Source organism: Streptomyces sp. NPDC005151 (assembly GCF_053599875.1).
Genome location: NZ_JBSFYR010000007.1, coordinates 42,449 through 54,679, shown reverse-complemented (window position 1 = coordinate 54,679; position 12,231 = coordinate 42,449). Strand labels below are relative to the sequence as shown.

11 protein-coding genes, 2 pseudogenes and 1 riboswitch are annotated in these 12,231 nt (G+C 72.2%); of the genes and pseudogenes, 9 read left to right on the top strand and 4 right to left on the bottom strand.

All coding sequences use genetic code 11. The features are described 5' to 3' along the window. Positions 1 to 113 precede the first annotated feature (113 nt). Positions 114 to 215, bottom strand: a pseudogene (locus ACWD6R_RS06160) (aldo/keto reductase); the annotation flags it as partial. Positions 216 to 486: 271 nt separating this feature from the next. On the opposite strand from ACWD6R_RS06160, the gene ACWD6R_RS06155 reads away from it, so the two are divergent. Next, on the top strand, positions 487 to 1,038 hold the full coding sequence (locus tag ACWD6R_RS06155) for a hypothetical protein (protein ID WP_451817633.1): 552 nt from the start codon (positions 487 to 489) through the stop codon (positions 1,036 to 1,038). 123 nt (positions 1,039 to 1,161) lie between these two features. Here ACWD6R_RS06155 and ACWD6R_RS06150 read toward each other — a convergent pair whose 3' ends face one another. The 3 genes from ACWD6R_RS06150 to tnpA all read right to left on the bottom strand — a co-directional run bounded on the left by ACWD6R_RS06150 (position 1,162) and on the right by tnpA (position 3,767). Then, on the bottom strand, positions 1,162 to 1,395 hold the full coding sequence (locus ACWD6R_RS06150; protein ID WP_451817632.1) for a ferredoxin: 234 nt from the start codon (positions 1,393 to 1,395) through the stop codon (positions 1,162 to 1,164). Then, positions 1,395 to 2,855: an aldehyde dehydrogenase gene (locus ACWD6R_RS06145; protein ID WP_451817631.1), complete on the bottom strand. Its 1,461-nt coding sequence runs from the start codon at positions 2,853 to 2,855 to the stop codon at positions 1,395 to 1,397. The genes ACWD6R_RS06150 and ACWD6R_RS06145 overlap by 1 nt, the downstream gene beginning before the upstream one ends. 483 nt (positions 2,856 to 3,338) lie before the next feature. Then, positions 3,339 to 3,767 carry an IS200/IS605 family transposase gene (tnpA, locus tag ACWD6R_RS06140; protein WP_451817630.1) on the bottom strand — a complete coding sequence of 143 codons (429 nt, stop codon included), beginning with the start codon at positions 3,765 to 3,767 and terminating at the stop codon, positions 3,339 to 3,341. Positions 3,768 to 3,820: 53 nt separating this feature from the next. On the opposite strand from tnpA, the gene ACWD6R_RS06135 reads away from it, so the two are divergent. From ACWD6R_RS06135 to ACWD6R_RS06100, 8 genes and pseudogenes are all read left to right on the top strand, one after another. Further along, positions 3,821 to 5,020, top strand: a complete 1,200-nt coding sequence (locus tag ACWD6R_RS06135) for an RNA-guided endonuclease InsQ/TnpB family protein (protein WP_451817629.1) — start codon at positions 3,821 to 3,823, stop codon at positions 5,018 to 5,020. Next, entirely contained in the window at positions 5,017 to 6,054 is a 1,038-nt protein-coding gene (locus ACWD6R_RS06130; protein WP_451817714.1) for an MBL fold metallo-hydrolase, read from the top strand. Before ACWD6R_RS06135 ends, ACWD6R_RS06130 begins: the two co-directional genes overlap by 4 nt. Positions 6,055 to 6,125: 71 nt before the next feature. After that, positions 6,126 to 6,198, top strand: a riboswitch (cobalamin riboswitch). Between the two features lie 129 nt (positions 6,199 to 6,327). After that, on the top strand, positions 6,328 to 7,596 hold the full coding sequence (locus ACWD6R_RS06125) for a prenyltransferase/squalene oxidase repeat-containing protein (protein ID WP_451817628.1): 1,269 nt from the start codon (positions 6,328 to 6,330) through the stop codon (positions 7,594 to 7,596). Continuing rightward, positions 7,593 to 8,279, top strand: coding sequence for an SCO2322 family protein (locus ACWD6R_RS06120; protein ID WP_451817627.1), 687 nt, complete (start codon positions 7,593 to 7,595; stop codon positions 8,277 to 8,279). The genes ACWD6R_RS06125 and ACWD6R_RS06120 overlap by 4 nt, the downstream gene beginning before the upstream one ends. Further along, on the top strand, positions 8,276 to 9,445 hold the full coding sequence (locus ACWD6R_RS06115) for an energy-coupling factor transporter transmembrane component T (protein WP_451817626.1): 1,170 nt from the start codon (positions 8,276 to 8,278) through the stop codon (positions 9,443 to 9,445). The genes ACWD6R_RS06120 and ACWD6R_RS06115 overlap by 4 nt, the downstream gene beginning before the upstream one ends. Beyond that, complete coding sequence (locus ACWD6R_RS06110) at positions 9,445 to 11,154, top strand: ABC transporter ATP-binding protein (protein ID WP_451817625.1); 1,710 nt, start codon at positions 9,445 to 9,447, stop codon at positions 11,152 to 11,154. The genes ACWD6R_RS06115 and ACWD6R_RS06110 overlap by 1 nt, the downstream gene beginning before the upstream one ends. After that, positions 11,151 to 12,023, top strand: coding sequence for an ECF transporter S component (locus ACWD6R_RS06105; protein WP_451817624.1), 873 nt, complete (start codon positions 11,151 to 11,153; stop codon positions 12,021 to 12,023). Before ACWD6R_RS06110 ends, ACWD6R_RS06105 begins: the two co-directional genes overlap by 4 nt. Then, a pseudogene (locus ACWD6R_RS06100) lies at positions 12,024 to 12,152 on the top strand (aggregation-promoting factor C-terminal-like domain-containing protein); the annotation flags it as partial. It lies immediately after the preceding gene. Between the last annotated feature and the right edge of the window lie 79 nt (positions 12,153 to 12,231).

Genomic DNA, 12,231 nt, shown 5'->3' with positions numbered 1-12,231 from the left:
CGGTGCACACACTGTCGTACGTCGGCATGGTGGCGGCGTACATGGTGCGGGCCCCCGCCGGGGGCCGCCGGCGGGCCGCGTCCAGGGCAATCGGGGCGCCGTGTCCGGGGCTGTCAGTGGGCCGCGTCGAGCGCCGCCCGCTGCTCGGTGGTCAGCTCCAGGTCCACCGCGGCCAGGCTCTCGTCGAGCTGCGCGACCGGGGAGGCGCCGACCAGCTTCTCGCTCTCCCCGCCCCGGGCCCCGACCAGTGCGGGAGCACGGCGGCGTACTTCCTGAACACCATCTTCGTCACACACACGCTGCGGGAGTCACCGGCGGGGTATTTCGTGGTCGCGGACAACGGGTGCGCGGCCTGAGAGTCTGTCTCTCTCCGGTCATCAGGCTCTGGGAGCACACCAGTTGGCCCTCACAGGCCATGTGATAGAACAGCAGACCCTGAGCGAGGTGGGGGAAGCAGTGACGGAGCGTAAAAGATCTCTTGTATGGGTGAGCGCGCTCCTGCTGGCGGCAACTGTGGTCACCGGCTGCGCGGTCAGGCCCGCCACCGACGTGAAGGCCGAGGCCTCGAAGCCCCCCGAGATTCACACTGACACCGAGCCGCTGGTCAAGCGCCTGCCGAAGCTCGGTCGGGTCGTCTCGGCCCACTGGCAGCAGAAGGCTCCCGGCGCGGACAGCCGAGCGCCCGGCCCCACGGACTACTACATCAGCGCCCTCATGAAGCTCGACCCCGGCTCGGTGGCCGTCCTGACGGCGTCCACGCAGATGCAGCCGGCGGTCGTCGGGGCCGAGCCCGAAGGCATCTCCATTCCCGCCGAACTCGCCGAGTTCGCACCGGCGGGGGCGCAGTGGGTCCACAGCAGAGTGCTCGACGAGAGCTTGGTGCGCGCCGACTCCGCACAGCTCTACTTCGACCCGGCCTCGGACACCGTCTACCTCTCCGCCGCCAACGTGCACCTGCCGAACGCCGTCACGGTCCACGTCGGCCCGGACGGCAACCAGGTGACCATCACGCCCACGCCGCCGGCACCCACGCCATGAACGACCTCCAGAGCCAGGCCACGCCTCTCTCCGGGGGCTTCCCGCGGAGACGCTGTCGCCCCGTTCTCAGCGTCGGACACGGACCGACTTCCGACCCGTCGCCGCCCCCGTCTGCTTCTCCGCCTACTCCTCCGGCGGGAAAACAGCCTCCCCCGAGCCGATCAGCATGATCGTGATCGCCTCGACCGGGCACCCCTCGGCCGCGGCGAGGATCGTCTCGCTGGCGTCGGTCTCCGGGGCCGACGGGTGGGACTGCCGGGCGGAGTCCAGCGTGAATCCGCCCGGCGCCTGGTTCACGCACATCCCGGAGCCGATGCAGACCCCGCGGTCGACCCCGACGGACCAGCGGTCCCCCATCACGCCCCCTCGTATCCGGCCGGCAGGTGGATCATCTTGTGCTCGAAGTACTCGGCGTACCCCTCGGGGCCGAACTCCCGTCCCAGGCCGGAGTTCTTGTAGCCGCCGAACGGCCCGAGCATGTCGAGACTGAACGTGTTCACGCTGTACGTGCCCGTCCTCACCCGGCGGGCGATGTCGATGCCGCGCTCGGTGTCGGCGGTCCAGACGCTGCCGCTGAGCCCGTAGTCGGAGTCGTTGGCGATCCGTACGGCCTCGTCCTCGTCGCTGTACGGCAGCAGGCAGATGACGGGGCCGAAGATCTCCTCGCGGGCGATGCGCATGGAGTTGTCAACGTCGCCGAAGAGAGTCGGCTCGACGTACCAGCCCCGCTCCTGGGACGCCGGACGGCCGCCGCCGGTAAGGATCTTGGCGCCCTCGTCCTGGCCGATCCGGATGTAGTCGAGGGAGCGCTGCTGCTGGCGCCGCGCGACCAGGGGACCGAGTTCGGTGGCGGGGTCGAGCGGGTCGCCGACCTTCAGCGCACCCGCCGCGGCGGCGAACGCCTCGGCCGACTCGTCGTAGCGGGAGCGCGGGACGAGGATGCGGGTCTGGGCGACGCACGCCTGGCCGTTGATCATCCAGGCGAACGGGACGATGCCCGCGACGGCCACGTCCAGGTCGGCGTCCGGGAGGATCACGGCGGCGGACTTGCCGCCCAGTTCCAGCGTGACGCGGGTGAGGTTGCGGGAGGCGACCTCCATCACCCGGCGCCCCGCGGCCACGGACCCGGTGAACGACACCTTGTCGACGCCGGGATGCCCGACCAGGTACTCGCTGACCTCGCGGTCGGCCGGCAGGATCGACAGCACCCCCTCCGGCAGTCCCGCCTCGGCGGCGATCTCGGCCAGGATGTAGGCGTCCAGGGGGGATTCGGGCGAGACCTTGAGCACGGCGGAGCAGCCGGCCAGCAGGGCGGGCGCGAGTTTGGCGGCGGCGGTGAACTGTGGGACGTTCCACGGCACGACGGCCGCGACCACCCCGACCGGCTCCCGGCGCACGAGCAGCGGCCCGAGCGCCCCGTCCCGGCGCTCCTCGTGCGAGAAACCGCGGGCGACGGTGATCGCCGCATCCCACACCATCATCGCGGCGAGGGCCTGCACCATGACGCTGGAGGTGTACGGGGTGCCGTTCTCCGAGCTGATGACCCGGGCGATCTCCTCGTACCGCGCGGCGAACGCGTCCTTGATCCGGGTGATCACCGCGATCCGCTCGTCCACGGTCATCCGCGGCCAGGGCCCCTCGTCGAACGCCCGGCGGGCGGCGGCGACGGCCCGGTCCACGTCCCCCTCGCAGGCATGCGGCACCCGGCCGATGACCTGTTCGGTGTGCGGGGAGACGACCTCGATGATGTCCCGGCCCAGCGGATCGACCAACTCCCCGCCGATGAACAGTTTTCCGTGTTCCACAAGCTCGGTCATGGCTGTTGCCTCCCGCGACCCGGCACGTACCGACTCCGCACCTGACTCCACACCTGACTTCGTGTCAGAACTGATACCAGTTCCAGTTCCAGGAGTCCACGCATCGGACATCCCCACGAGACCGGCAGATCCGAGAGGCACCGGCGCCCCGCCCTGGCGATCGCTCTGCGGCAGGGCCCGTGACACGTCTTTCCCTTCGATCCGCACGACCGGGGGAACTGCGGCCCTTCGCAGACCCGTTGACCTGAAGCCGATAGTCGTCCTGGGCTACTACTGGAACGAGTTCTCGTTACAGTGGGCGCAGCGCAGCCGCGGGCCGAGACGGGAGAAGGGAAGCCCCATGACACAGGTGACCGAGCACGGCGGCGGCGTGTGGTCCATCCCTCTCTTCGGAGGGAATCCCCGCCTTCAGGCGGGGAGGGAATCCGATCCTGAACCCTGCGGCGCGGAGCGCCGCAGGGTCGCTCCGGAATGCTGCCCTGCTCAGGCGGGGTGCTTCTGGTTGTCGATGTAGTCCTTGACCGCTTGGAGTGGTGCGCCGTCACTTGATCCGGCGTAGTAGGAGCCGGACCAGAAGCGTCCGTGCATGGTGGCCCGGTTCACGCGGTCGGTGAACTCGGCGCGCAGGTAGCGCGAGGAGACGCCCTTGAGACTGTTCACCAGGTTCGACAGGGCGACTTTCGGCGGATAGTGCACCAGCAGATGGACGTGGCCCTCTTCGCCGTTGAACTCGATCAGGTCCGCACCGAATTCGGTGCAGACGTTCCGCATGATCTCTTCGCAGCGCGTCAGCATGTCGTCGTTGAAGACGTTCCGCCGGTATTGAGTAACGAACACCAAGTGAGCGTGAAGATTGTAGATTACGTGACGGCCTCGTCGTACATCGGGATCTGGTTCCCAGCGCGGTGACATGAACCAAGAGTAATGTGGTTCTGTCGGCTCGGATCGAAGAGGGGGTGGGCCGGGTGATTCGTGCGTACAAGTTCCTCATGCGGCCCACCGTGGGCCAGCAGGTCGCGCTCGGTGAGATGCTGCGTGATCACTGCTCGCTCTACAACGGGGCGTTGCAGGAGCGCCGCGACGCCTGGCACCACACGTCGAAGACCGCCGTCCGGTACGGGCAACAGTCAGCGCAGCTCAAGGAGATCCGGGCGTTCGACCCGGAGCGTCAGGGCCGCTGGTCGTTCTCCTCCCAGCAGGCGACGCTGCGGCGTCTGGACAAGGCGTTCGCCGCGTTCTTCCGCCGGGTCAAGGCCGGTGAGAAGCCGGGCTATCCGCGTTTTCGCACAGTGGGCCGGTTCGACACGGTGGACTTCCCCAAGGACGGAGACGGCTGCCGCTGGGACTCCACCCCGCACGACCCCGTCACGCGCGTGCGCCTTCAAGGGGTCGGGCACGTCAAGGTGCACCAGCACCGGCCGGTGGCCGGCAGGGTCAAGACGGTCTCGGTCAAGCGCGAGGGCCGTAAGTGGTTCGTCGTGCTGACCGCCGAGCAGCCCCAGCCCGATCCGCTGCCCGCGACCGGCAGCGTGGTCGGTATCGACCTGGGCATAGCCAACTTCCTCGCGGACTCGGGCGGCGGGTTCGTCGAGAACCCGCGTCACGGGCGGAAGGCCGCGGGGAAGCTCGAAGGGGCTCAGCGGGCGCTGTCCCGGTGCAAGCGCGGCTCCAAGCGCCGACGCAAGGCCGTGGAGAAAGTCGCCGCCCTGCATCGCAAGGTCCGCCGCCAACGGCTCGACCACGCACACAAAACAGCGCTCGACCTCGTACGCGAACACGACTTCATCGCGCACGAAGACCTCAAGATCCGCAACATGAGTCGGGCCCCCGCACCGAAGCCCGACCCTGATCAGCCTGGCAGCTTCCTGCCCAACAGGGCCGCGGGCAAAGCCGGGCTGAACCGATCGATCAACGATGCCGGTTGGGGGGTGTTCCTGACGATCCTGAACGCCAAGGCTGAAAGCGCCGGACGGGAAGTGATGGCCGTGGACCCCCGCAACACCTCCCGGCGGTGCCCCGCATGCGGCCACACCGCCAAGGAGAACCGGCCCACCCAGGAGAAGTTCCACTGCACCGTGTGCGGCCACAACGCGCACGCCGACACAGTGGGAGCAATCAACGTTCTACGGGCCGGGCTGGTCCGTCGCGAAGCCCAACCGGCATAGCGAGAAGCCACCCCCCTTCAGGGGGTGGAGGAGTCACCAAGGTCCCGATCCCGGACAACCCGCTCGGCCACACCCTGGTACATGTCCTCGACACCGACCGCGGGCCGGTCCTCGTCGACACCGGCTGGGACGACCCCGACGCCTGGGACACCCTGGTCGCCGGAGTCGCCGCCGTCGGCGTGGACATCGCCGGCATCCACGGCGTGGTCATCACCCACCACCATCCCGACCACCACGGACTCTCCGGACAGGTCCGCGAGGCATCGGGGGCGTGGATCGCGATGCACGCCGCGGACACCGCGATCGTGCGCCGCACCCGTGAGTCCGAACCGGGCACCTGGCTGGCCTATCTCGCGGCGAAGCTCGCCGCGTCCGGCGCACCGGAGGAGCACCTCGCCCCACTGCGCGCCGCCCGCACGGGCGGCCGGATGCGCACGCTCCCCGGACTGCGCGCCGCCCTCCCGGACCGCGAGATCGTCCCCGGCGAGCTGCTCGACCTCGCGGGCCGGCGGCTCCGGGCGATCTGGACGCCGGGCCATACCCCCGGCCATGTCTGCCTGCACCTGGAGGAGGACCATCCGGCCGATCTGCCCGGCCGCGGCCGTCTCTTCTCCGGCGATCATCTGCTGCCCGGGATCAGCCCCCACATCGGGCTGTACGAGGACCCGGACGACGCGACGGTCACCGACCCCCTGGGCGACTACCTGGACTCGCTGGAGCACATCGGCCGGCTCGGGGTCGCCGAGGTGCTGCCCGCCCACCAGTACGCGTTCACGGACGCGACGGGGCGCGTACGGGAACTTCTCGACCATCACGAGGAGCGGCTGACCGGACTGCTCGCCCTGCTCGCCACCCCGTTGACACCGTGGCAACTGGCCGAGCGGATGGAGTGGAACCGGCCCTGGGAACAGATCCCGTACGGCTCGCGGAACATTGCCGTCTCCGAGGCGGAGGCTCATGTGCGCCGCCTGGTGAAGCTGGGGCGCGCGGAGGCGGTGCCGGGCAGCGGGCCGGTGACGTACGTCGCTGTGTGAGGCAGCCCTCCGCCCGGGGCGGGCGGGCTACGTCCCGGTAGAGTGTGCGAGTCGTCATCATGCCCGTTCAGGGGGAAGCCGGTGCAAATCCGGCACTGACCACGCAACCGTGAGCCGCTGACACAGCGGTGAGTCGGGCTGCCCTGTCCGCGGTCGTGACCGGCTCGCGTCACCGGAACCCCGGTGGCCGGCACCGTCGAGGAATACGGGGCCGGAGCCTGGTGCCTGAGTGTGCCTGTGCCCGGTTCCCCACCAGGAGAGGCTCAGCCCGCCATGACCGTACGCCGCAGCGCAGCAGCGCTCGCCGCCACCGCCACCGTGCTCTGTGCGGCCGCCGCCCCGGCCGCGGTCGCGGCGCCGTCCCCCTCCCCCACCCCGTCCGTCGCGCTGCCCTCCGGGCTGTACGGCACCAAGGACCCGACGTACGACGGGGTCTGGCGGCAGTCGCTGGCCTTCCTCGCCCAGCGCGTCGAGGGGGTCGTGCCCGCGACGAAGTCCGTGGACTGGCTGATCGCCCAGCAGTGCGCGAGCGGCGCCTACGCCTCGTACCGCGCCGATGTCTCCAAGCCGTGCGACGCCAAGACCATGCTGGACACCAATGCGACCGCCGCCGCGGTGCAGGCGCTGGTGGAGGTCGGCGGGCACGGCGACATCGTCAACAACGGCGTCCGCTGGCTGAAGTCCATCCAGAACGAGGACGGCGGCTGGGGCTACAACGCGGGCTCCCCCAGCGACGCCAACTCCACCTCGATGGTGATCGGCGCGCTGGCCCGGCAGGGCCAGCGGATCGGCGACATGACGAATCCGGGCGGCAAAACCCCGTACGACGCGCTGCTCGCGCTCGCGATCCCGTGCGGCGGCACGGACGGCGGCGCGTTCGCGTACCAGCCCGACAAGGCCGGGAAGCTCGCCGCGAATGCGGACGCCACCGCGGCCGCCGTGCTCGGCTCGATGGGCAAGGGGCTGGCCGCCGGGGACAACGCCGCGGTCGAGGGCAAGCCGCCGGCCTGCCGGAAGGGCGACGTCGTCAAGCCGGAGCAGGCCGCCCGGAACGGTGCCTTCTACCTCGCGGGCGCCCTCGCGAAGAACGCCAACCACCTGAACCTGCCGCCGATGCCGGGCGCCGACGACACCACCCCGCAGCCCGACTTCGGCAACACCGCGGACGCGGTCGTCGCCCTGGCCTCCGCGGGCCACAAGAACAAGGCGGCCGGTGCGGTCGGCTGGCTGCAGAAGAACTCCAGGAGCTGGGCCGAGGAGAGCGGCCCCGCCGCCTACGCCCAGCTGGTCCTGGCCGCTCACGCGACCGGCGCCGACGCCCGCGACTTCGGCGGCGTCGACCTGGTCCGGGAGCTGAACGCGAGCGGTCCCGCGCCCGCCGCCGTCATCACGCCCAGTGCGACCCCGGACGACTTCTCGGCCGAGGACGGCACCAGCGACGACGCCGGTCTCGGGGTGTGGTGGCTGGTCGGTATCGGTCTCGCCGCCGGTGCGGGCATCGGCTTCCTGATCAGCAGCCGCCGGAAGACCCAGCAGCCGTGAACCGAGCGGGGAATCGTGCGGGGAATGCGTTCGGCGGACGGGTGGCCGTCGCGCTGCTGCTGGTGCTCGGCGCCGCTCTGACCGTGCTCGGCGCGGGCACCGCCCATGCGGCCGGCTACCGCTACTGGTCGTTCTGGGAGGGCAAGGGGTCCGGCTGGGCCTACGCCACCCAGGGCCCGTCGCTCGTCCGGCCCGACGACGGGGCGGTGCAGGGCTTCCGGTTCTCCGTGAGCGAGGACTCCCGGGACTCGGCGAAGCCGCGCCGCACCCCCGACTTCGCGACGGTCTGCGCGGACACCCCCGCCAAGGACGGCACCAAGCGCGTCGCGCTCGTCATCGACCCCGGCTCGGCGGCGGACGCCCCGGCCGGGGAGACGCCGCCCGCACTGCGCACCGCCTGCGCGCAGATCGCCCCCGGGGCGAGCGCCGCCGAGGCGCTCGCCTCGGTGGCCAAGCCGCTGCGCTACAGCAGCGACGCCCTGCTCTGCGCGATCTCCGGCTACCCCGCCTCGGGCTGCGGCGAGCAGGTCTCCGGCAGCGGGCACACGGCGTCCGTCTCTCCCTCGTCCTCTCACCCCGGGAACGGGCGCAGCGGTCCGTCCACCGGGGTGCTCGTCGGCCTCGGTGCCGTCCTGCTGCTCGGCATCGCCGCCGTCCTGCAGGCCCGCCGCCGGCGCGGATGACCGCCTCCCCCGGCGCGGTCCGGCTCAGCCATGCACTGCGGGCGCCTGCGGCGACCCGCAGCAATGCCCTGCCCGCCGGGGCCTGGTGGCTGTGGGCGCTCGGGCTGGCCACCGCGGCGTCCCGGACCAGCAATCCGCTGCTGCTCGGGCTGCTGGTGGGCGTGGCCGGATATGTCGTGGCGGCGCGCCGTACGGACGCGCCGTGGGCGCGTTCGTACGGGGCGTTCATCAAGATCGGGCTGTTCGTCGTCGCCGTGCGGCTGCTGTTCTCCGTCTTCCTCGGCTCGCCGATCCCCGGTACGCACCTGGTGCTCACCCTTCCCGAAGTCCCGCTGCCGGACTGGGCGCAGGGCGTCAGGATCGGCGGCCGGGTCACCGCCGAGCAGCTGCTCTTCGCGCTGTACGACGGGGCGAAGCTGGCCACGCTGCTGATCTGCATCGGCGCGGCGAACTCGCTCGCCAACCCGGCCCGGCTGCTGAAGTCGCTGCCGGGTGCGCTGTACGAGGCGGGGGTCGCCGTCGTCGTCGCGATGACGTTCGCGCCGAACATGGTCGCCGATGTGGTGCGCCTGCGCACCGCACGCCGGCTGCGGGGCCGCCCGACCGGGGGCATCAGGGCCGTTCTGCAGATCGGACTGCCGGTGCTGGAGGGTGCGCTGGAGCGGTCGGTGGCGGTGGCGGCGTCGATGGACGCGCGCGGGTACGGGCGTACGGCGCAGGTCCCGCCCGCCGTCCGGCACACCACGAACGTCCTCACCCTCGGCGGTCTGCTGGGGGTCTGCGCCGGTACGTACGGACTGCTGGCCTCGCAGGGCGCGGTCTACGGGCTGCCGCTGCTGCTCGCCGGGCTCGTCGCCGCGACGGCCGGGCTGCGGCTCGGTGGCGCCCGCTCGGTCCGTACCCGCTACCGGCCTGACCGGTGGGGTGTGCGGGCCTGGCTGGTGGCGGGGTCGGGTGCGGTGGTCGCGGCGGCGATGATCCTGGCGGCCGGCGTCGACCCGGAGGCGCTGCACCCCGGGGTCGTACCCCTGGTCGCGCCGGAGTTCCCGCTGTGGCCCGCGGCGGCGGTGCTGATCGGGCTGCTGCCCGCGGTGGTGGCGCCCGCGCCTCCCCCGGTGGGTGGTCCGGCCGACGCTCCCGTCGCGCACTCCGAGAAGGGACAGTGATGATCCGGTTCGAGCAGGTCTCGGTGCAGTTCGAGGGCGCGGCGCACCCCACGCTGTCCGGCGTCGATCTGACGGTCCCGGAGGGCGAGTTGGTGCTGCTCGTCGGTCCGTCGGGGGTCGGCAAGTCGACGCTGCTGGGGGCCGTCTCCGGTCTCGTGCCGCACTTCACGGGCGGCACGCTGCGCGGCCGGGTCACGGTCGACGGCCGCGACACCCGGACCCACAAACCGCGTGAACTCGCCGATCTGGTCGGCACGGTGGGCCAGGACCCGCTCTCCCATTTCGTCACCGACACCGTCGAGGACGAGCTGGCGTACGGCATGGAGTCGCTGGGGCTCGCCCCCGATGTCATGCGGCGGCGGGTCGAGGAGACCCTCGATCTGCTGGGCCTCGCCGGGCTGCGCGACCGGCCGATCGCGACGCTCTCCGGCGGCCAGCAGCAGCGGGTCGCGATCGGCTCGGTGCTGACCCCGCACCCCAAGGTGCTGGTCCTGGACGAGCCGACGTCCGCCCTGGACCCGGCGGCGGCCGAGGAGGTCCTCGCGGTGCTCCAGCGGCTGGTGCACGACCTGGGCACGACGGTCCTGATGGCGGAGCACCGGCTGGAACGCGTGGTCCAGTACGCTGACCAGGTCGTCCTGCTGCCGTCGCCGGGCGCCGCACCCGTGACGGGTGCGCCCGCCGACGTCATGGCCGTGTCCCCGGTCCACCCGCCGGTGGTCGCGCTGGGACGGCTGGCGGACTGGGAACCGCTGCCGCTCTCCGTGCGCGATGCGCGACGCCGGGCGACCGGGCTGCGGGAACGGCTGGCGTCGGCCGAGCCGCCGTCGGCCGTCCCGTCGGCGACGCCTGCCGCCCCGGCACCGCTGCCCGCCGCCCCGGTACGACGTGGGCTGTTCGGACGCCGTCGCGCACCCGAGCCGGAGCCCGCTCCGGGACCCGCGGGGGAAGCAATTGTCCGGGCCGAGGGTCTGGGGGTGCGGCGCGGTCGCGTCGAGGCGCTGCGCCGGGTGACGCTCTCCGTCACGCCCGGCGAGACCGTCGCCCTGATGGGCCGCAACGGCGCGGGCAAGTCCACGCTGCTCGCCACCCTCGTCGGCACGGTCGAGCCCACGGCCGGCACGGTCCACGTGGGCGGCCGGGCCCCGCACCGTACGCCGCCGCGCGACATGGTGCGCCGGGTCGGACTCGTACCGCAGGAACCGCGCGATCTGCTCTACGCGGACACGGTCGCCGCCGAGTGCGCGGCGGCCGACACGGACGCGGGCGCCGCGGCGGGCAGCTGCCGGGCCCTGGTCTCCGAGCTGCTGCCGGACGTACCGGACGACACCCACCCGCGCGACCTCTCCGAGGGGCAGCGCCTCGCCCTGGCACTGGCGATCGTGCTGACTGCGCGCCCCCCGCTGCTGCTGCTCGACGAGCCGACGCGTGGCCTGGACTACGCGGCGAAGGCCCGCCTGATACGCGTGCTGCGCGGTCTGGCGGCCGAGGGCCATGCGATCGTCCTGGCCACCCACGATGTGGAGCTCGCCGCCGAGCTGGCCCACCGGGTGGTGATTCTCGCCGACGGGGAGATCGTCGCGGACGGGCCGACCCGGCAGGTCGTGGTCTCGTCCCCGGCGTTCGCACCGCAGACCGCGAAGATCCTCGCCCCGCAGGAGTGGCTGACCGTGCCGCAGGTACGCGCGGCGCTGGAGGCGGGCGCATGACGCCCCGGGAACGGGCCGTACGGGCGGCCGGAACACCGAGGGACCGGCGCACGGGCGACCGGCAGGCGCGGGCGGTGCGGCTCGGGCCGCGTGCGATCGCCGCGCTGCTCCTGATCAGCGCGATCGGTGTCGTCGCCATCGGCTGGCCGCTGCTGGCCGGCGCGGACTCCGGCCTCGCGCACTCCCAGGACGCGCCCTGGCTGTTCGCCGCGCTGCTTCCGCTGCTGGTCGGGGTGGTCGTCGCGACGATCGCGGACTCCGGCCTGGACGCGAAGGCGGTGGCGATGCTGGGTGTGCTCGCCGCGGTCGGCGCCGCGCTGCGACCGCTCGGCGCGGGGACGGCGGGGCTGGAGCCGATGTTCTTCCTGATGGTGCTGAGCGGCCGGGTGCTCGGCCCGGGCTTCGGGTTCGTGCTCGGCTCGGTGACGATGTTCGCGTCCGCGCTGCTCACCGGCGGGGTGGGCCCGTGGATGCCGTTCCAGATGCTGTCGATGGGCTGGTTCACCATGGGCGCCGGGCTGCTGCCGGGCCCGGACCGGCTGCGCGGGCGGGCCGAACTGCTGATGCTCGCGGCCTACGGGGGTGTGGCGGCGTTCGCGTACGGCACGGTGATGAACCTGTACGGCTGGACGATCGTGCCGGGCCTCGGCTCGGGCATCTCCTTCCATCCCGGTGACCCGCTGCCCGAGAACCTGGTCCGCTTCCTCGCGTACTGCCTGGCCACTTCGCTGGGCTGGGACCTGGGACGGGCCGTGCTGACCATGGCGCTGACCCTCGTCGTCGGCGGAACGTTGCTGAAGGCGCTGCGCCGGGCCACGCGGCGTGCGGCCTTCGAGGCCCAGGCCACATTCGAGGTCCCCGAGGCGTGAGCCTCGGCCGGTGCCGACTGGAGGACCAACCCCCAGACCCGGATCAAGTGGGGTCCGGACTACATGAAGTCGCGCTGCGGCAGCCCGCGCGACGCCTGGGCGTTCCGGCAGAACAACAGCTGGTACTGAGCCGTCCACCGGCCCCGGGCACGGGGCCGGTACGAGGTCTCGGTTCGCGGTGTCCGGCCGCCGCCGGCCCTCCGTCGGC

Coding starts and splice junctions, on each gene's coding strand:
- ACWD6R_RS06125 (WP_451817628.1), top strand. CDS start 6,328: ATGACCGTACGCCGCAGCGCAGCAGCGCTCGCCGCCACCGCCACCGTG.
- tnpA (WP_451817630.1), bottom strand. CDS start 3,767: ATGTCACCGCGCTGGGAACCAGATCCCGATGTACGACGAGGCCGTCAC.
- ACWD6R_RS06110 (WP_451817625.1), top strand. CDS start 9,445: ATGATCCGGTTCGAGCAGGTCTCGGTGCAGTTCGAGGGCGCGGCGCAC.
- ACWD6R_RS06145 (WP_451817631.1), bottom strand. CDS start 2,855: ATGACCGAGCTTGTGGAACACGGAAAACTGTTCATCGGCGGGGAGTTG.
- ACWD6R_RS06105 (WP_451817624.1), top strand. CDS start 11,151: ATGACGCCCCGGGAACGGGCCGTACGGGCGGCCGGAACACCGAGGGAC.
- ACWD6R_RS06150 (WP_451817632.1), bottom strand. CDS start 1,395: ATGGGGGACCGCTGGTCCGTCGGGGTCGACCGCGGGGTCTGCATCGGC.
- ACWD6R_RS06115 (WP_451817626.1), top strand. CDS start 8,276: ATGACCGCCTCCCCCGGCGCGGTCCGGCTCAGCCATGCACTGCGGGCG.